The organism is Amycolatopsis sp. 3B14, from assembly GCF_050958625.1.
In the GTDB taxonomy this organism is placed as follows: Bacteria; Actinomycetota; Actinomycetes; order Mycobacteriales; family Pseudonocardiaceae; genus Amycolatopsis_E; species Amycolatopsis_E thermoflava.
In genome coordinates this window covers 131,573-149,444 of record NZ_JBHZEN010000008.1, presented here as the reverse complement: position 1 = coordinate 149,444, position 17,872 = coordinate 131,573, and the positions used below count along the sequence as shown (strand labels likewise).

Below are 17,872 nucleotides of genomic sequence, written 5' to 3'. Positions count from 1 at the left end.
AGGTAACAGGTGATCGAGAGGCGCACGGTGTTCAAGGCCGCGCTCGCCGCGGGCGCGGCGACCATGGCCGCGGCGTGCACCAGCGGCGGGGACGACGGCGGCGCGCAGACCGGGGGCGGGGCGACGACCGAGGCGCCGCCTGCCGCGGTCATCACCGCCGAGCCCGCCGCGGACGCGAAGAACGTCCCCGTGCTGCAGCCCGTCACCGTGAAGGTCGCCAAGGGCACGCTCACCGAGGTCAAGCTGACCAACGCCGAGGGCAAGGCCGTCGAGGGCAAGCTCAGCGACGACAAGACCACCTGGACCAGCAGCGAGACCCTCGGTTACGACAAGACCTACACCTACCACGCGACGGCCACCGGCACCGACGGCAAGCCGGTGACGCTGACCGGCAGCTTCTCGACGCTCAAGCCGGCCTCCACCGTGCGCGTCACGCTGAACCCGGCCGACGACGTGACCGTGGGCGTCGCGATGCCGGTGAGCGTGAAGTTCACCAGCGCCGTGAAGAACAAGGCCGCCGTGGAGCGGGCGTTGAAGATCGAGACGTCCACTGACGTCGAGGGCTCCTGGGGCTGGCTGTCCGACCAGCAGGTGGACTGGCGGCCGAAGGAGTACTGGCCCGCCAACACCACGGTCAAGGTCGAGGCGAAGCTCTACGGCATCGACCTCGGCGGCGGGGCCTACCCGCGTGCCGACGTCACCACCGAGTTCAAGATCGGCCGCAACCAGGTCGTGAAGATCCACACCCCGGACCACAAGATGAACGTGTACCGGGGCGGGTCCCTGCACAAGAGCTACCCGTGCAGCAACGGCAAGGACTCGGACGTGAACCTGAACACACCGAACGGCACCTACATCATCATGACGAAGGAGCCGAGCGCGATCTTCGACAACGCGCGCTACGGCTACACCAACGTCAACAAGAAGTGGGCCTGCCGGTTCTCCAACCACGGCGAGTTCATCCACGAAAACCAGGACAACGCGGCCAACATCGGGCGGGCCAACACCTCGCACGGCTGCGTCAACCTGCTGGAAGCCGACGCGAAGGACTACTTCGACTCGGCCCTGATCGGCGACCCCGTCGAGATCACCGGTTCGAAGCTCGGGCCGGTCGTCACCTCGGACGTCATGGACTGGCTCGTCAGTTGGAGCGCCTGGCAGGCCAAGTCCGCCCTGTGACGGTTTCGCACCGCTGGGAAGATGACGGGTGCCCGTGGGCGTTGTCGTTCACGGGCTCCGCCCTGATGCGGAAAGAGACTGACACGGGAGTTGAACCAGGTGACGATCTCGCTGCGCGGATCACGACGGACGCAGACGATTTGGCCGCGCAGGGTCGCGGTGCTGTCGGTGCACACGTCACCCCTGGAGCAGCCCGGCACCGGTGACGCCGGTGGGATGAACGTCTACATCACGCACACCGCGGTCGAGATGGCGCGGCGCGGGATCGCCGTCGAGGTGTTCACGCGCGCGACCTCGTCCGAGCAGCCCCCGGTCGCCGAGCTGGCTCCCGGCGTGCTGGTGCGGCACATCCCGGCAGGCCCGTTCGAACCGCTGGGCCGCGACGAGCTGCCCGCCCAGCTGTGCGCGTTCACCTCGGGCGTGCTGCGCGCGGAGGCCTTCCACGAGCCCGGCTACTACGACCTGATCCACTCGCACTACTGGCTGTCCGGCCAGGTCGGGTGGCTCGCGCGGGACCGGTGGGGCGTGCCGCTGGTGCACACCGCGCACACGCTGGCGAAGGTCAAGAACGCCGCGCTCGCCGAGGGTGACAAGCCCGAGCCGCGCACCCGGGTCATCGGGGAGGAGCAGGTGGTCGCCGAGTCCGACCGCCTGGTGGCGAACACGCCGGTGGAGGCGCGGCAGCTGGTGGACCTCTACGGCGCGGCCCCGGAGCGGGTGCACACGGTCGCGCCCGGGGTGGACCTGAACCGGTTCGTGCCCGGGTCGCAGGCGGGCGCCCGGCGGCGGCTCGGGTTGCCGCGCGATGCCGTGGTGCTGGCGTTCGCCGGCCGGATCCAGCCGTTGAAGGCGCCGGACGTGCTGCTGCACGCGGCCGCGCACCTGCTCCAGCGGCAGCCGGAGCTGCGGGAGCGGCTGATCGTGCTGGTCGTGGGTGGTCCGTCGGGCACCGGGCTGGAGCAGCCGCAGGCCCTGCGTGAGCTCGCCGTTTCGCTGGGTATCCAGGACGTGGTGCGGTTCCTGCCGCCGCAGCCGGGTGAGCGGCTGGCGGAGGTGTACCGCGCCGCGGACGTGGTGGCGGTGCCGAGCTACAACGAGTCGTTCGGCCTGGTCGCGCTGGAGGCGCAGGCCTGCGGGACGCCCGTGGTGGCGGCCGAGGTCGGTGGGCTGCCGGTGGCGGTCGCGCACGGCGTGTCCGGGCTGCTGGTGCCGTCGCACGCGGCGCGGGACTGGGCCGGGGCGCTGGCCAGTGTGGCGTTGCGGCCGGACCGGCGGGCGGAGCTGGCGGAGAACGCGCTGGTGCATGCGCGGCGGTTCTCGTGGGCGCGCACCACGGACGCCCTGCTGGAGACCTACGCGGCGGCTTCGCGGACGCTGGCCGCGCTGCACGAGGAGATCGCGGTATGACGCTCGACCAGGTCGTCCGGACAACGCTGGACCAGGCAGACCTGAAGTACGACCGCAAGGACGATGGCAAGTACTTCGTCACCCTCCCCGGCACGAAGAAGCTGCAGACCAACGTCTGGCTGATCGAGCGCGAACACGCCTTCGCCGTGGAGGCGTTCGTCTGCCGCCGCCCCGACGAAAACCACGAGCAGGTCTACCGCTTCCTGCTGCGCCGCAACGCAAAGCTCTACGGCGTCCACTACACCGTGGACGCTCTCGGCGACATCTACCTGGTGGGCCGCTTCGGGAAGGACGCGGTGACCGAGCAGGAGCTGGACAAGATCCTGGGCCAGGTGCTGGAAGCCGCGGACGGCGACTTCAACACGATCCTCGAACTGGGTTTCGCCACGTCCATCAAACGCGAGTGGGACTGGCGCGTAAGCCGCGGCGAAAGCCTGGCAAACCTACAAGCCTTCAAACACCTGATAGAGCCCGAGCAAGCCCACGACCCCGGCACCCTCACCAGCGACTGACAAACCACCGGCGCTGGTCCAAGCCCATCGCGCCCAGCGCCCGCCAACGCAAGAAGCTCGCACCGTGGGGGTTTGGGGGGTCGCCCCCCAACATGATTGCGAACGCCCGCTCCGGGAGCGAGCGCAGCGAGCGAACAGGAGGAGCGGGCGGAGCGGCTTGAGGGAGGGGGAGTCGCGAACTCAAGCCGCCCCGCGAACGCTCCCGCCGCTTCTGGACCCGGTGGCGAGGGGGAGTGCCAACGGGGCCGGCGGGGCCGCAGCCCGGCAGGGGGGAGACAGGCTGCGGTCGTACCCCGCGTCCGGCTGGGGAGTGCGTGGAATTCCAGCCGAGCGGGACGTAAGCCAACTTGTCAGATGTCCACCAGTAATCACAAGACTACTGGTTACTCCGTTCGAGTGATTCTCACTGTCTGTGTTAACGGTATGCAGCAAGTGTCACTTTCATGACCGGTGTTCAATCGGCCAAAGTGCAGTCGGGCGAACCTCTACCGAGTGGTAACACACTGTCTGTAGAAAGCTCTGGGCGTCATCCGGTCGCTCGCCGTGTTCTGGCAGGCTAGCGGGTATGGCCGAACTTGGGACGCTGGTGCTGCTCCGCCACGGGCAGAGCACCTGGAACGCCGAGAACCTGTTCACCGGCTGGGTCGACGTGCCCCTGTCCGAGCTCGGGCAGCAGGAGGCCCGCAAGGGTGGTGAGCTGCTCGCGGAGAGCGGTCTGCTGCCCGACGTCGTCCACACGTCGCTGCTGCGCCGGGCGATCTCGACCGCCAACATCGCGCTCGACGTCGCCGACCGGCACTGGATCCCGGTGCGCCGCGACTGGCGGCTCAACGAGCGGCACTACGGCGCGCTCCAGGGCAAGAACAAGAAGCAGGTCCGGGACGAGTTCGGCGAGGAGCAGTTCATGCTCTGGCGCCGTTCCTACGACGTGCCGCCGCCGCCGATCGAGCGCGGCAGCGAGTTCAGCCAGGACACCGACGTCCGCTACGGCCCGGACGCGCCGCTGACGGAGTGCCTGAAGGACGTCGTCGCGCGGCTGCTGCCGTACTGGGACTCGGCCATCGTGCCGGACCTGCGCGCGGGCAAGACGGTGCTGGTCGCCGCGCACGGCAACTCGCTGCGCGCCCTGGTCAAGCACCTGGACGGGATTTCCGACGACGCCATCGCCGGCCTGAACATCCCGACCGGCATCCCGCTGCGCTACGACGTGGACGAGAACCTGAAGCCGGTCAACCCGGGTGGCACCTACCTCGACCCGGAGGCCGCCGCCGAGGCCGCCGCCGCGGTCGCCAACCAGGGCCGCTGACGCCAGTCCGCCAAAACGCCGGCTCCCCTGGAGGGGCCGGCGTTTTCGCGTTCAGCGCCCGATCCGGCGCTGAGCGAACTCGGCCGCCGTGCGCGCCACCCGGCGTGCCTGATCGCCCTTGCCCCGCCGATGCAGCACGAGCACGACCGCGAGGACGACGAGCGCGAGCGCCACGACCACCGCCGCGATCAGCGCGAACCGGACCAGCAGCACGGTGAGCAGGGTTTCCACAGCAACCCCTCCTTTATATCCCAACTGTGATAAATAGAAGTTAGCACAGCTGTGATACAAAGGCGAGGTGCCGAAGATCGTGGATCCGGAGAGCAGGCGGGCGGAGGTGGCCGACGCGCTGTTCCGGCTGGCCGTGCGCGAGGGGCTGCACCGGGTGTCGCTGCGGACGGTGGCGGCCGAGGCCGGCCTGAACGTCGGCTCCGTCCGGCACTACTTCGACGGCCAGGCCGAGCTGATGCGCTTCGCCATGCGGACCGTCATCGACCGCGTGTCCGCCCGGCTGACCGAGAAGGTCGAAGCGCTCGGCGACGTCGGCGGGCTGTCCCCGGCCGAGCGCCGCGCGGCGCGGACCGAACTGCTGGCCGAACTGCTGCCGCTCGACGACGTCCGGCGGGCCGAGGTGACGGTGTTCCTCGAGTTCGCGGTGGCTTCACGCACCGACGAGCGGCTGGCGGACCTGGCGCGTGAGGCGGCGTCCGGGACGCGGGCGCTGGTCCGGCGCGTCCTCGCCGCGCTGGACCTCGACGATCCGGACACCGAGGTGCGGCGGCTCACGGCGCTGATCGACGGCCTGAGCCTGAACGGGGTCCTGCACCCGGACCTGTGGTCGCCCGCGGCGGCGCTGTCGGCGCTCCGGGCCCACCTCGACGCGCTAGACCAGTCCTAGCTGCCGGGCCCGCACCCCCGCCTGGAAACGGGACGTCGCGCCCAGCGCGTCCATCAGCTCCGCCACCCGCCGCCGGTAGGTGCGCACGCTCAGCCCCAGCGCCCGCGCGGCCGCCTCGTCCTTGCTGCCCGCGGCCAGCTCGTCGAGTATCCGTGGCGCCAGCGCCCTGACCTCGGCGAACTCCGTCTCGTAGATCGCCAGCTCGGTGCCTGCCCGCCAGGCGGCGTTGAACAGGCCCGTCACGCTGCCGATCACCTCGGGGGTGGTGACGACCGTGTAGCCGCGCTCGCCGCTCGCCGCGTCGCCCGCCAGGATCGCCACCTTCCGGTCCAGCACGATCGTCTCGTTGATCTCGTCCAGCGTGATCCGGATCCGCGCGCCCTGCCGCTCCCGCTCGCGCAGGTGCGCCACCCCGCCCGGCTGCAGCAGCGACGCGGGCCGGTACAGCTTCCGCACGGTCCGGCCGGCCATGTCCTGCTGCCGGCTGTGCGGCACCTGGTGCGCCGTCGCCCACGTGTGCAGGTCGTTCGCGGCGCAGAAGATCTCCCGCGCCGAGGAGAACAGGTGGGCCGTCCGCGCGAACAACTCGGCCTCACCGCGCACCAGCACGTCCATGACGACCAGTGTGGCAGCAAGTTGCCAAGCTGCGGCGCGTCCGCGAGCGCCGGACCAACCTGGAGCCATGACCGAAACGATCAACGCCGGTGCGGCAGGCACCTGGCAGCTCGGCGACCTCACCGTGAACCGCATGGGCTACGGCGCCATGCGGCTGGCCATCTCCGGCGACGGCCGGCTCGACCGCGACCAGGCCATCGCCGTCCTGCGCCGGGCCGTCGAACTGGGCGTCAACCACATCGACACCGCCGCCTTCTACTTCTCCCCGCTGCGTTCGGCCAACGAGCTGATCAGCACCGCGCTCAACCCCTACCCGGACGACCTGGTGATCACCACCAAGGTCGGGCCTGGCCGCGCGCTCGACGGCTCGTTCCTGCAGGAGGCGACCCCGGAGCAGCTGCGGCTGCAGGTGGAGGAGAACATCCGGCAGCTCGGCCGGGACCACCTCGACGTCGTCAACCTGCGCATCGGCAGCACCCTGGACCGCGGCGCCGGCTCGCTCGCCGACCGGTTCGGCGCGCTCGCCGAACTGCGGCAGGAGGGTCTGATCCGGCACCTGGGCATCTCCAACGTCGGCCCGGAGCACCTGGCCGAGGCGCAGGCCATCGCGCCGGTGGTGTGCGTGCAGAACCAATACGGCCTCACCGTCCGGCGCGAGGACGACGACTTCGTCCGCCTGTGCGCCGACCAGAAGGTGGCGTTCGTCCCGTTCTTCGCCATCGCCAGCGGCGCGGAAGACGAGACCGTCAGCGCGATCGCGCGGGACCACGGTGTCAGCCCGGCGCAGGTCCGGCTCGCCTGGACGCTCCACCAGGGGCCGAACGTGCTCGCCATCCCGGGCACGGGCAGCGTCGAGCACCTCGAGGAGAACATCGCGGCGGCCTCGCTGCGGCTGTCCGAAGAGGAACTCGCGCGGCTCGACGGGGTGAATGGTCACGAGCCGGGACGAGGTGAGTAAACGCAGGTTGAACCGGTTGCGAACACGCGTTGTGAAGGTGTCACAGCCATCACGAGAAGGCAGCCAGGACTAGGCCAAACGGCCACCTCCATGCTTACGATTCACCCGTGAGTGCGCCCGGTGCGGTCCTGCTGGCCGTCGGCTGTCTGCTGGTCGGCCTGATCGCCGGTTTCCTCGTTCCGCGGCTCAGGCGCAGGCGGGCCCAGCGGCGGCCGGCGGGCCCCACGGTGGCGGAACTGCTGCTCAGGCTGGTGCGCTCGTCGAACAACGGGATTCTGGTGCTGAACCGCTTCGGCGACCTGGTGCTGTTCAACCGCCGCGCGGAGGCGCTCGGACTGGTCCAGGCCAATCGCGCCGACCCGCGCGCGCGGGTCGCGGCCGAGCAGGTCGAGGAGACCGGCGACCCGATGGAGATCGACCTGTCGCCGCTGGAGGCCCGCGGCCGCCAGCCGGAGGCCGTGGTCGCCGAGATCCGCCCGCTCGGCGAGGGGTTCACCGTCGTCGAGGCGGTGGACCACTCCGAGGCCGCCCGGCTGGAGGCCGTCCGGCGGGACTTCGTCGCGAACGTCAGCCACGAGCTGAAGACCCCGGTCGGCGCGATCGCGCTGCTCGCCGAGGCGGTGCTGGACGCGGCGGACGACGTCGAGGAGGTGCGCCGCTTCGGCGGCAAGATCCTGCACGAGTCGACCCGGCTGGGCACGCTCGTCAGCGAGCTCATCGCGCTGTCCCGGCTGCAGGGCGCCGAGCGGCTGCCCGACCTGAACGTGGTCGAGGTGGACGCCGTCGTGCGGGAGGCGCTGGGCCGCACCCGCCTGTCCGCGGAGTCCCGCGAAATCGAGATCACCACCGACGAGCCGAGCGGCCTGCTCGTCGAAGGGGACCGGACGCTGCTGGTCACGGCGTTGTCGAACCTGCTCGACAACGCCGTGAACTACTCGCCGCAGGGCAGCCCGGTGTCGATCAGCAGGCGCCTGTCCGGCGGCATGGTCGAGATCGCGGTCACCGACCGCGGCATCGGCATCGCCGAGGAAGACCAGCAGCGCGTCTTCGAACGCTTCTACCGCGCGGACAAGGCGCGCTCGCGCGCCACCGGTGGCACCGGCCTCGGGCTGGCCATCGTCAAGCACGTCGCCGCCAACCACGGCGGCGAGGTCAAGCTGTGGAGCATGCCGGGCACGGGATCGACGTTCACGCTGCGGATCCCGATGCACCAGTCCGGGCGCAACGGGGACGGAACCCCCGCGGCACCGGACGGACAGACCCCCGCGCAGCTGTCGCGGCTCGTCGTGACCGCGGCCAAGGACGGCCGGAACCAGGGAGGAAAGTAGTGACGAGAGTGCTCATCGTCGAGGACGAGGAGTCCTTCGCCGACCCGTTGGCCTTCCTGCTGCGCAAGGAGGGGTTCACGGCCGCCGTCGCCACCAACGGCCAGCAGGCCCTGGACGAGTTCGACCGCAACGGCGCCGACATCGTCCTGCTCGACCTGATGCTGCCCGGCATGAGCGGCACCGACGTGTGCAAGCAGCTGCGGCAGCGCTCGGCGGTCCCGGTGATCATGGTGACCGCCCGGGACAGCGAGATCGACAAGGTCGTGGGCCTGGAGCTGGGCGCCGACGACTACGTGACCAAGCCGTACTCGGCGCGCGAGCTGATCGCCCGCATCCGCGCGGTGCTCCGCCGTGGCGGCGAGACCGGCGGGGACGGCGAGCTGGCGCCGCTGGTGCTCGCGGCAGGCCCGGTGCGGATGGACGTGGAACGGCACGTGGTGACGGTCGACGGCGGCGAGGTGTCGCTGCCGCTCAAGGAGTTCGACCTGCTCGAGTACCTGCTGCGCAACGTCGGCCGGGTGCTCACGCGCGGTCAGCTGATCGACCGGGTGTGGGGCGCGGACTACGTCGGCGACACCAAGACGCTGGACGTCCACGTCAAGCGCCTGCGGTCGAAGATCGAACCGGACCCGGGCTCGCCGCGGCACCTGGTCACCGTCCGCGGGCTCGGGTACAAGTTCGAGTCCTGAGCAAGCAGAGGTGGCCTATCCGGCACTTTGCGGCCGCACACGGTGGGGACCGGTACCGTAGGGCTTTGTGCGCCTAGGGGTCCTCGACGTCGGTTCCAACACCGTCCACCTGCTCGTGGTGGACGCGCACCGCGGCGCGCACCCGACGCCGATGCACTCCGAGAAGACCGTGCTGCGGCTGGCCGAGCAGATCACCAAGAACAACCACCTCTCCAAGCAGGGCGCGCAGGCGCTGGTCGAGGCCATCGAGAACGCGAAGGCCGCCGCGGCGAGGCTCGGGTGCGAGGAGCTGATGGCGTTCGCCACGTCGGCGGTGCGCGAGGCGGACAACAGCTCCGACGTGCTGCGGAAGGTCGCGGACGAGACGGGTGTCGAGCTGACCGTGCTGTCCGGTGTTGACGAAGCGCGGTTGACTTTCCTCGCGGTGCGCCGGTGGTTCGGCTGGTCGGCCGGTCAGTTGCTGGTGCTCGACATCGGGGGCGGTTCGCTGGAAGTCGCGATGGGGATCGACGAGGAGCCGGCGCTCGCGGAGTCGCTGCCGCTCGGCGCGGGCCGCATCACCCGCACCCGGTTCGCCCACGACCCGCCGACCCGGTCCGAGCTGGTCTCGACGTCGGCGTGGCTGGAGGACCAGCTGGCGCCGCTGGCGAAACGGGTCGCCAAGCTCGGCCTGCCGGACCGCGTGGTGGCCACCTCGAAGACCTTCCGGTCCCTGGCCAGGCTGACCGGGGCGGCTCCCTCCGCAGCCGGTCCGCGGGTACGCCGTACCCTGTCCCAGACCGCACTGCGGCAGCTCATCGCGTTCATCTCCCGGATGGAGGCGGCCGACCTCGCCGAGCTGGAAGGGGTCAGCGCGAGCCGCGCGCACCAGCTGGCAGGTGGGGCGCTGGTGGCGCAGGCCGCGATGCGGGCGCTGTCGCTGGAAGAACTGGAGATCTGTCCCTGGGCGCTGCGAGAGGGCGTCATCCTGCGGCGACTTGATCACTCCAACGGTGACGAGGCGACTGTTCGCCGCGGCAGAACCACCGGTGACAGCAACCGGCTGGACCTCGGTGAGCTCGATCAGGCACGGTGAAAGGCGGAAGGATGCGTAAGGCGGTGGTGGGCGTGTGCAGTACACGAGCCCGCGTCTTGTGGCCCTACGCGCTGTTTGGGATGACACGATGAGCCGAGAGAGCCGAGAAGACCGCTCGCAGAAGACCGTCGCCGAGTTGCTCGCCCTGCACGGCGGCAACATCGAGGGCAGGCGGCGCCGCAGGCGCGCGGCCGACGACGACGCGCCGGAGGAGAACGAGGGCCCGCGCCGCGCCCAGGACCCGACGGAGACCGGCCCGCAGGCGATCATCGACCGGGTCCGCGCCAACGGCGCGGGACCCAACGGCGCGCCGCCCGGGCGCAACGGCGGCCGTCGTGCCATGCCCGACTCGCCCGGCCGACAGGACTCGGGTGGGTTCCGCCGTCCCGAACCGGGCCCGCCGCCGGGGCCGTCGGTACCGCCCGGGCAGCAGGTGCCGCCTGGTCACGCCGGTCCTCCCGTACCGCCCGTGCCGCCCGGCCAGCAGAGTTCGGCGGCGATGCCGCGACCGGTCCTGCCGGACAACCCCGGGCAGCCCGTACCGCCCGGACAACAGAGTTCCGCGGCCCTGCCGCGGCCGGTGACGCCCGAGCCGCCCGTCGCCCCCGGCCAGCCCGTTCCCCCTGGTCAGCAGAGCTCGGCCGCCCTGCCGCGGCCGGTCACCCCGGAGCCGCCCGGCCCCGGCGCCCCGCCGCGCCGCGGTCAGCAGGACTCGGGCGGGTTCGCGCGCCCGAACACCGGCGCGCTGCCGCCCCCGCCGCAGGACTCGATGCCGCTGCGGCGACCGCACCCGCAGGACTCGGGTTTCGTGCGCCGCCCGCCCCAGGAGTCGGGGGCGCTGCCGCTGCCCCCGCAGGACTCCGGCGCCCTGCCGGTGCCGCCGGCGGAGGCCGTGCCGCCGCCGCTGCGCCGCCGTCCGCCGGGCGAGGAGACCAGCACCGGGCTGGCCGCCCGCCTGGACGGTCTCGACGCCCCGGTCGACCCGGACGCGCCGCCTGCCGGGGGCCGGGCCACCGGCACGTTCCCGCCGCCGCGCCGTCCGCGTCGCGCCCCGGCGCGCGCCACCCCGCCACCGGACCCGAGCACCGAGCAGTTCGAGCCGGTCGGCGAGGTCAAGCCGGCCGAGGAACCCGCTCCGGACGCGCCGCCCGCCGGGCTGTCCGCGCCGCCCGCGGGGCTACAGCGTTGGCGCCGTGGCCGCGAAGAGACGCCGGCGGAGGAGGAGACCGAGGTCGGGCTGATGCCGCCGGTGCGGGACGCGCCGGACGCCGACGAGCCCACCGGGTTCCACGCGCCGCCGCATCTGCCCGGCCGTCCGCCCCAGGACGACCCCGGCGAGGCGCTCGAGGCCACCGGGTTCCACGACCCGTTCGCCGACGATGACGACGACGTCGACGAGTTCGGCGACTTCGGCCCCGCCGAGGAGGCCGCCGAGCAGCCCTACGACTACGACGACGAGCCCGCGGCGGACGCCGACGAGCCGGCCCGCGCGAAGAAGCGGGAGGCGGAGCCGTCGCCTGCCAAGCAGTGGCTGTCGATGGCCGGCCAGTTGGCCGGTGGCGTGGTCGGCGGCGCGGCGGTGTGGCTGGGCTTCAACTGGCTGTGGGGCCAGATCCCGGCCGCCGCGCTGATCGCCGCGCTGGTCGTGATCGTCGGGCTGGTGTGGATCGTGCGGCGCATCCGCCGCGCGGACGACATCCAGACCACGGTGCTCGCGGTGCTGGTCGGTCTCGTGGTGACCGTCTCGCCCGCGGCGTTGTTGCTCTTGTCGAGGTAGCGCGAACGTGCCGGTACCGATCGGGATGTCCACCGCGTCGGTCTGGCCGTTGCGGGCCGGCGCCGGTTTCGAGCTGGCCCAGCGGCTGGGTTACGACGGGGTCGAGGTGATGGTCTGGGTCGACCCGCTCAGCCAGGACGTCGGGGCGTTGCGGCGGTTGTCGCGGCAGACCGGGGTGCCGGTGCTGTCCGTGCACTCGCCGTCGCTGCTGATCACGCAGCGGGTCTGGTCGCCGGACCCGGCGGTCCGGCTGCGGCGCAGCGTAGAGGCGGCCATCGAGCTGGACGCGCGCACCGTCGTGGTGCACCCGCCGTTCCGGTGGCAGCGCCGCTACGGCGACATGTTCGCCGATCTGGTGGCCGAGCTGGAGGACGAGACCGGGGTCGAGATCGCGGTCGAGAACATGTTCAAGGTCCGGCCGCCGGGTGGCCGCCGGGACGCCAGGGTGTCCGCGTTCCGGCCCTCGATCGACCCTACGGAAGTCGGGTACCGCCACTACACGCTCGACCTGTCGCACAGCGCCGCGGCGGGCATGGACGCGATGGAGCTGGCCGAGCGGATGGGCCGCGGCCTGACGCACGTGCACCTCGCGGACGGGACGGGTGTCCCGAAGGACGAGCACCTCGTCCCGGGCCGTGGGAACCAGCCGTGCGCGGAGCTGCTGGAGAAGCTGGTCGCGGCGTCGTTCACCGGTCAGGTGGTTCTGGAGGTCAACACGCGGCGCGCGGTGAGCGCCGCGGACCGCGCCCGCGATCTTGCCGAGGCCCTGCTGTTCGCGCGCTTCCACCTGGGCCAGTGAGGCACATTACAAGATCAACTTCTTGGGTCAGGGGGCGGCGCGGATCATGGGCTTCCGATAGATGAACACGTAAAGTTTCCGCTGTGAACCCGCTGCGCTCGCTGATCCTCGCCGCCGCCGGAAGCGAGGTGGTCCGCCACCTCGTGGCGACAACCCCGGGAACCTCGGGAGTGGTCGAGCGGTTCGTCGCCGGGAACACCATCGCGGACGCCGTGACCCGCGTGGCCCGGCTGGTGGACGACGGCCTGTGGGTGACGCTGGACCACCTCGGCGAGGACGTGACCGAGACCGGGCAGGCGGAGCGGACGGTCCAGACCTACCTCGCGCTGCTGGACCGGCTCTACGCCGAGGGCCTGGCCGCGCGGGTCGAGGTGAGCGTCAAGCTGTCCGCGCTGGGCCTTCGGCTGGACGAGCGGCTCGCGCTGGACAACGCGTACCGGGTGTGCGCGGCGGCCGAGCAGTGCGGCACCACCGTCACGCTCGACATGGAGGACCACACCACGACGGACGCGACGCTGCGCGTGCTCGCCGAGCTGCGCCGCACCTGGCCGTGGGTGGGCGGCGTGCTGCAGGCGTACCTGCGCCGCACCGAGGACGACGTGCGCGCGCTGGCGGTGGCGGACTCGCGGATCCGGTTGTGCAAGGGGGCCTACGCCGAGCCGGACGAGGTGGCGTTCACGCGGGCACACGAGGTCGACCTCGGTTATGTCCGCTGTGCGAACTCGCTGCTGGCCGGTGACGGTTACCCCATGTTCGCCACGCACGACCCACGGTTGATCGCCATCCTGGCCGAGCGCGCCCGCTGGTACGGCCGCAAGCAGGGCAGCTACGAGTACCAGATGCTGTACGGGGTCCGCCCCGACGAGCAGCGGCGCCTCGCCGGCGAGGGGGAGACGGTGCGCGTCTACGTGCCGTTCGGGGAGCACTGGTACCCCTACCTGATGCGGCGGCTCGCCGAGCGCCCCGCGAACCTGATGTTCTTCCTGCGCGCGCTGGTAAGCCGTTCGTGAGCGCGGCAGAGGTTCCGGACAACGCGTCCTTCGAGGCCGCGTGCGCGGTCCGGTCGCTGGGCGACGGCACACTGACGGCCGACCTGCGACACGAATGGTCCATCGGCACCCACCCGCACGGGGGATTCCTGATCGCGTTGATGGCCCGCGCGGCGCTGGCGGTGCTGTCCGAACGGGGCGAGCCCTCGACCGATCCACTGGCCGTGAGCGCCGAGTTCCTCCGGCCGCCCGCGATCGGCCCGGCGCTGCTGCGGACCGACATCCGCAAGGTCGGCCGCCGGGCGACGGTCGTCGCGGTGCGGCTGGAGCAGCGGGGACGCAGCTGCGTCGAGGCGACGGTCACCACCGGGCGGCTGCCGGTGCGCCGGGCGGACTGGGCGGACCTGCCGCAGATGCCGGTCGAACCGCCGCCGCGGGCGATCCACCTGGCCGGGGAGACGTCGGAGGGCGTGTTCAACCTTGCGAAGGGCTGCGACGTGCGGATCGACCCGGCGACCGCCGGGTACCTGGCCGGCCGCAGCGGCGACCCGCGGCTGCGGCTGTGGGTGAAGCCGCGCTACTCGGTGCCGGACACGTACTTCGCGCTGCTCGCGGGCGACATCAACCCGCCGGTCGTGTTCAACCTCGGGCGGATGGGGTGGGCGCCGACGGCCCAGCTGACGGCACTCGTGCGCGCCCGGCCGGCGCCGGGGTGGCTCCGCGTGCAGGTCGACTGCCGCACGGTGCAGGAGGCGTGGTTCGACTCGGACGCCACGGTCATCGACTCGGCCGGACGGCTGGTCTGCCAGGCGCGGCAACTGGCCCTGGCACCGGCCCCCTGAGCGGACTCGGCGCTACCCGGCACGGGCGCCGGGTGGTCGCGCCGCTCGTGGAGGCGGTCGCGCTCATCCTGGCGTGGGTCCCTGAGCGGGCTCGCCCGGGGGCCGGGGTTGTGCGCGCGGGGAGCGTCGGCGCCGTTGCCGGGTGGGCGCGCCGGCCGGGCCGTGTTGTGCCCCCGGGCTGCGCCGGCGCCGCTGCCGCTGGGCGCCTGGCCGGGCCGGGCGCCGTGCTCACCCTGGCACCGGCCCCTGAGCGGGCTCGCCGGGGCTTGCGTAGTGCGCCCCCGACGGTCCTCGGTGGACGTTGCGACGCCTCAGGTGACGGCGAGCGGCTGCTCCTCGATACCGGGCCTGCCTGTCCTGGAGCCCGCCGCGGCGCTACCCAGCACGGGCGCCGGGTGGTCGCGCCGCTCGTGGAGGGGCGTCGCGCCCACCCTGGCGCTGGCCCTCTGAGCGGGCTCGCCGGAGGGGCTGGTGTTGTGCGCCGTCCGGGCTGCGCCGGCGCTGTTGCCGTGTGGGCGCGCCGGCCGGGCCGTGTTGTGCCCCCGGGCTGCGTCGGCGCCACTGCCGGGTGGGCGCACCGGCCGAGCCGGGCGTCGTGCTCACCCTGGCACCGGCGGTCCGAGCACGATTTGGCACGCTGGTGCCATGACGGTTATCGCGGTTCTCGGGGCGGGGAAGATCGGTGAGGCGCTGCTGGCGGGCCTGCTGCAGGGCGGTCGCAGTGCCGAGGAGCTGCTGTTCACCGAACGCCACCCGGAACGCGCCGCCGAGCTGACCGGGCGCTACGGCATCGCCGGGGTGGAGGTCGCCGAGGCGGCCAAGCGCGCCGACGTGCTCGTCGTCGCCGTCAAGCCGCAGGACATCGAGCCCGTGCTGGCCGAGCTGGCGCCGCTGGTGGGCCCGGGCTCGCTGGTCGTGTCGCTCTGCGCGGGCCTGCCCACCAGCCTCTACGAGCGGCGGCTGCCGGACGGCGTGCCGGTCGTGCGGGTCATGCCGAACACGCCGATGGTCGTCGGCGAGGCGATGAGCGCCGTGTCGCCCGGCAAGCACGCCACCCCCGAGCACGTCGCGCTGGTGAAGGAGATGCTCGCCACCGTCGGCCAGGTCGTCGAGGTGCCCGAGGCGCAGCAGGACGCCGTCACCGCGCTGTCCGGGTCCGGGCCCGCGTACTTCTTCTTCCTGGTCGAGGCCATGATCGACGCCGGCATCCTGCTCGGGTTGCCCCGCGCGGTGGCGGAGAAGCTGATCATCCAGTCGGCCGTGGGCGCCGCGAAGATGCTCGCCGAGACCGACGAGCACCCGGTGATCCTGCGGGAGGCCGTCACGTCCCCCGCGGGCACCACGATCAACGCGATCCGCGAACTGGAGAAGCACGGCGTGCGGGCCGCGCTGCTGGCGGCCATCGAAGCGGCCCGGGACCGGTCCGTCGAACTCGGCAAAGCCCACGAATAAGACCGCGCGCACCGGGTCTGACTAGGCCGAACGGGCTCCGCCGAGCGGGCTCTTTCGCGGGAAAGTACCGGCCGGGCGTCGCATTGGCCCCAGGTGTCCCGCTACCCTCAAGGGTGAAGCACGTGCGTGTCGGTACCGCCCGGTGGGGAAGCCGAGCGGCACGGCACGTGTCGAAGGGCACGGTGACGTATGCCGTCGAACAACAAGGACGTGCCCGCCGTCGGGCAGGTCCAGTTCCTGACGGTCGCCGAGGTGGCCTCGCTGATGCGGGTCTCCAAGATGACCGTCTACCGGCTCGTGCACTCGGGCGAGCTACCGGCCGTTCGCGTCGGCAAGTCGTTCCGGGTGCCCGAGAAGGCAGTCCACGAATACCTCGAGAGCGCCTACTTCGATGTGGGCTGACAACAGTTCGGAGAGCGGCTTGCTTGGCGGTGCGGGTAGCGGAACCTGAGGCGGCCCCTCGCTGTGGGATCGCCGACTCATGAATGTCCAATTCACCACGTCGGCGCTGTCCTCGCGAGGAACCACCTCAGAACCCGCGGCGGTGCAAGTTGCGAGCGTGGAGCAAGCGGCTCCGCCGCTTCGAACACGCTCTAGGCCGGGGGCCCGCGCTGGTGCGCGGGCCCGCCCGGTAACCTTAAAGGCCGCTCGTGCCTGTAGCGCTTCAACTCTTTGGACGTTGCGCTGGGCAGCGTGTGAAGCAGACGAAACGTGAAGGAGCACCTGTGGGCTCGGTGATCAAGAAGCGCCGCAAGCGCATGTCCAAGAAGAAGCACCGCAAGCTGCTGCGCCGGACGCGGATGCAGCGCCGCAAGCAGGGCAAGTAAATCCTGCGCGAACGCCTCTTCACGCGGCCCGTCCAGATCCTGGGCGGGCCGTGCGCTTTTTCCGGCGATCAGTGACCAAAGTCCCTGACCTGGGTTAATAGCGTGTTAGGCCTCCTGACTCCGGCCCGGGTCCGGGGTAGCATCGGCCACTGCCGCGAACACCACATCCCACACCCTTGTCAGGGGGTTTCATGGCGTCCAATGTCGTGCTGGTCACCGGGGTCGGCGGCGAACTCGGAGGCAGGCTACTGGTACGGCTTGGCAACAACCCGGACCTGGAGCGGGTCATCGGCGTCGACACCGCGCCACCGCCCCGCAAGGTCCTGCAGCGCCTCGGTCACGCCGAGTTCGTCCGGGCCGACATCCGCAACCCGCTGATCGCCAAGGTCATCGACACCGCAGGCGTCGACACGGTCGTGCACTGCTCGACCACCGTGCACCCGGCAGGCCCGGCGCGCCGCACGGCGATCAAGGAAGTCAACGTCATCGGCACGATGCGCCTGCTCGCCGCCTGCCAGCGCGCGCCCCGGGTGCGCAAGCTCGTCGTGAAGTCCACCGCCGCGGTGTACGGCTCCGGGCCCCGCTCCCCGGCCGTCTTCACCGAGGACTCCGAGCTGATCCCGACCTCGTCGAGCGGCTACGCCAAGGACGCCGTCGAGATGGAGGGCTACGTGCGCGGCCTGGCCCGCCGCAGGCCCGACCTCACCATCACCACCACGCGCTTCACCAACGTCATCGGGCCGGACGTCGACACCGTGCTGGCCCGCTACTTCGCGCTCCCGGTCGTGCCGACCGTGCTCGGCTACGACGCCCGCCTGCAGTTGCTCCATTCGTCGGACGCGCTGGCGATCCTGGAGAAGGCGACCCTGGAAGACAAACCGGGCGTGTTCAACGCCGGCGGCGACGGGGTACTCACACTGTCTCAAGCGATCCGGCGCGCGGGCCGGGTCGAGCTGCCGGTGCCGCGGGCCATGGTGGGCACGGTGGCCAAGATGCTGCGTGGCGCGAGGGTGGACTTCTCGCCGGATCAGGTGCGCCTGCTGAACTACGGGCGGGTCGTCGACACGACGCGGCTGGCCGAGGTGTTCGGTTACCGGCCGCGGTGGTCCACGGAGGCGGCCTTCGACGACTACGTCACCGGGCGCGGTCTGCGGCCCGTGCTGGACGGTGAGCAGCTGGCCGAAGCGGCCGGGAAGGTGCTGGCGGCAGTCCGATGAAC

19 protein-coding genes are annotated in these 17,872 nt (G+C 71.7%); 17 read left to right on the top strand and 2 right to left on the bottom strand.

The features are described from left to right. Positions 1-9 precede the first annotated feature (9 nt). The 4 genes from ACCP09_RS05740 to ACCP09_RS05725 all read left to right on the top strand — a co-directional run bounded on the left by ACCP09_RS05740 (position 10) and on the right by ACCP09_RS05725 (position 4,404). Complete coding sequence (locus tag ACCP09_RS05740) at positions 10-1,179, top strand: L,D-transpeptidase (RefSeq protein WP_378333810.1); 1,170 nt, start codon at positions 10-12, stop codon at positions 1,177-1,179. A gap of 111 nt (positions 1,180-1,290) precedes the next feature. After that, complete coding sequence (gene mshA / locus ACCP09_RS05735) at positions 1,291-2,586, top strand: D-inositol-3-phosphate glycosyltransferase (RefSeq protein WP_208722538.1); 1,296 nt, start codon at positions 1,291-1,293, stop codon at positions 2,584-2,586. Further along, positions 2,583-3,098 (top strand): YbjN domain-containing protein, encoded by a 516-nt coding sequence (locus ACCP09_RS05730; RefSeq protein WP_433743630.1) that lies wholly within the window; start codon positions 2,583-2,585, stop codon positions 3,096-3,098. Before mshA ends, ACCP09_RS05730 begins: the two co-directional genes overlap by 4 nt. Positions 3,099-3,663: 565 nt before the next feature. Next, on the top strand, positions 3,664-4,404 hold the full coding sequence (locus ACCP09_RS05725) for a phosphoglyceromutase (protein ID WP_433743627.1): 741 nt from the start codon (positions 3,664-3,666) through the stop codon (positions 4,402-4,404). Between the two features lie 51 nt (positions 4,405-4,455). Here ACCP09_RS05725 and ACCP09_RS05720 read toward each other — a convergent pair whose 3' ends face one another. Continuing rightward, entirely contained in the window at positions 4,456-4,635 is a 180-nt protein-coding gene (locus ACCP09_RS05720; protein ID WP_027932796.1) for a hypothetical protein, read from the bottom strand. A gap of 67 nt (positions 4,636-4,702) precedes the next feature. Here ACCP09_RS05720 and ACCP09_RS05715 point away from each other — a divergent pair, with 67 nt between their 5' ends. Next, complete coding sequence (locus ACCP09_RS05715; protein WP_123684114.1) at positions 4,703-5,302, top strand: TetR/AcrR family transcriptional regulator; 600 nt, start codon at positions 4,703-4,705, stop codon at positions 5,300-5,302. On the opposite strand, the gene ACCP09_RS05710 is transcribed toward ACCP09_RS05715, so the two are convergent. Further along, positions 5,288-5,917, bottom strand: coding sequence for a DNA-binding response regulator (locus ACCP09_RS05710; protein ID WP_433743623.1), 630 nt, complete (start codon positions 5,915-5,917; stop codon positions 5,288-5,290). The genes ACCP09_RS05715 and ACCP09_RS05710 overlap by 15 nt on opposite strands. A gap of 67 nt (positions 5,918-5,984) precedes the next feature. Between ACCP09_RS05710 and ACCP09_RS05705 the strand changes: the two genes are divergently transcribed. The 12 genes from ACCP09_RS05705 (at position 5,985) to ACCP09_RS05650 (ending at position 17,870) form a co-directional block, all read left to right on the top strand. Beyond that, a complete protein-coding gene (locus ACCP09_RS05705) occupies positions 5,985-6,875 on the top strand; it encodes an oxidoreductase (protein ID WP_433743620.1) in 891 nt (296 codons plus the stop codon). Between the two features lie 107 nt (positions 6,876-6,982). Continuing rightward, on the top strand, positions 6,983-8,203 hold the full coding sequence (locus ACCP09_RS05700) for a sensor histidine kinase (protein ID WP_027932792.1): 1,221 nt from the start codon (positions 6,983-6,985) through the stop codon (positions 8,201-8,203). After that, positions 8,203-8,892 (top strand): response regulator transcription factor, encoded by a 690-nt coding sequence (locus ACCP09_RS05695; RefSeq protein WP_026153724.1) that lies wholly within the window; start codon positions 8,203-8,205, stop codon positions 8,890-8,892. Before ACCP09_RS05700 ends, ACCP09_RS05695 begins: the two co-directional genes overlap by 1 nt. 67 nt (positions 8,893-8,959) lie before the next feature. Continuing rightward, positions 8,960-9,967, top strand: a complete 1,008-nt coding sequence (locus ACCP09_RS05690; protein ID WP_027932791.1) for a Ppx/GppA phosphatase family protein — start codon at positions 8,960-8,962, stop codon at positions 9,965-9,967. A gap of 88 nt (positions 9,968-10,055) precedes the next feature. Next, entirely contained in the window at positions 10,056-11,744 is a 1,689-nt protein-coding gene (locus tag ACCP09_RS05685) for a hypothetical protein (RefSeq protein ID WP_433743615.1), read from the top strand. A gap of 25 nt (positions 11,745-11,769) precedes the next feature. After that, positions 11,770-12,543 (top strand): sugar phosphate isomerase/epimerase family protein, encoded by a 774-nt coding sequence (locus ACCP09_RS05680; protein ID WP_027932789.1) that lies wholly within the window; start codon positions 11,770-11,772, stop codon positions 12,541-12,543. Between the two features lie 83 nt (positions 12,544-12,626). Next, positions 12,627-13,553, top strand: a complete 927-nt coding sequence (locus tag ACCP09_RS05675; protein ID WP_123684111.1) for a proline dehydrogenase family protein — start codon at positions 12,627-12,629, stop codon at positions 13,551-13,553. Next, positions 13,550-14,374, top strand: a complete 825-nt coding sequence (locus tag ACCP09_RS05670) for a thioesterase family protein (protein WP_027932787.1) — start codon at positions 13,550-13,552, stop codon at positions 14,372-14,374. Before ACCP09_RS05675 ends, ACCP09_RS05670 begins: the two co-directional genes overlap by 4 nt. A 645-nt stretch (positions 14,375-15,019) precedes the next feature. Continuing rightward, on the top strand, positions 15,020-15,826 hold the full coding sequence (proC, locus tag ACCP09_RS05665; RefSeq protein ID WP_027932786.1) for a pyrroline-5-carboxylate reductase: 807 nt from the start codon (positions 15,020-15,022) through the stop codon (positions 15,824-15,826). 189 nt (positions 15,827-16,015) lie between these two features. After that, positions 16,016-16,228 carry a helix-turn-helix domain-containing protein gene (locus ACCP09_RS05660; RefSeq protein WP_017986393.1) on the top strand — a complete coding sequence of 71 codons (213 nt, stop codon included), beginning with the start codon at positions 16,016-16,018 and terminating at the stop codon, positions 16,226-16,228. 323 nt (positions 16,229-16,551) lie between these two features. Beyond that, positions 16,552-16,653 carry a 30S ribosomal protein bS22 gene (locus tag ACCP09_RS05655; protein WP_017986394.1) on the top strand — a complete coding sequence of 34 codons (102 nt, stop codon included), beginning with the start codon at positions 16,552-16,554 and terminating at the stop codon, positions 16,651-16,653. Between the two features lie 191 nt (positions 16,654-16,844). Continuing rightward, entirely contained in the window at positions 16,845-17,870 is a 1,026-nt protein-coding gene (locus tag ACCP09_RS05650) for an NAD-dependent epimerase/dehydratase family protein (RefSeq protein WP_123684110.1), read from the top strand. Positions 17,871-17,872 lie beyond the last annotated feature (2 nt).

What these genes read in the sequence shown, in the direction of transcription:
- ACCP09_RS05730 (WP_433743630.1), top strand. Translation starts at nt 2,583, where the DNA reads ATGACGCTCGACCAGGTCGTCCGGACAACGCTGGACCAGGCAGACCTG.
- ACCP09_RS05725 (WP_433743627.1), top strand. Translation starts at nt 3,664, where the DNA reads ATGGCCGAACTTGGGACGCTGGTGCTGCTCCGCCACGGGCAGAGCACC.
- ACCP09_RS05710 (WP_433743623.1), bottom strand. Translation starts at nt 5,917, where the DNA reads ATGGACGTGCTGGTGCGCGGTGAGGCCGAGTTGTTCGCGCGGACGGCC.
- ACCP09_RS05705 (WP_433743620.1), top strand. Translation starts at nt 5,985, where the DNA reads ATGACCGAAACGATCAACGCCGGTGCGGCAGGCACCTGGCAGCTCGGC.
- ACCP09_RS05685 (WP_433743615.1), top strand. Translation starts at nt 10,056, where the DNA reads ATGAGCCGAGAGAGCCGAGAAGACCGCTCGCAGAAGACCGTCGCCGAG.
- ACCP09_RS05680 (WP_027932789.1), top strand. Translation starts at nt 11,770, where the DNA reads ATGTCCACCGCGTCGGTCTGGCCGTTGCGGGCCGGCGCCGGTTTCGAG.
- proC (WP_027932786.1), top strand. Translation starts at nt 15,020, where the DNA reads ATGACGGTTATCGCGGTTCTCGGGGCGGGGAAGATCGGTGAGGCGCTG.
- ACCP09_RS05660 (WP_017986393.1), top strand. Translation starts at nt 16,016, where the DNA reads ATGCCGTCGAACAACAAGGACGTGCCCGCCGTCGGGCAGGTCCAGTTC.
- ACCP09_RS05650 (WP_123684110.1), top strand. Translation starts at nt 16,845, where the DNA reads ATGGCGTCCAATGTCGTGCTGGTCACCGGGGTCGGCGGCGAACTCGGA.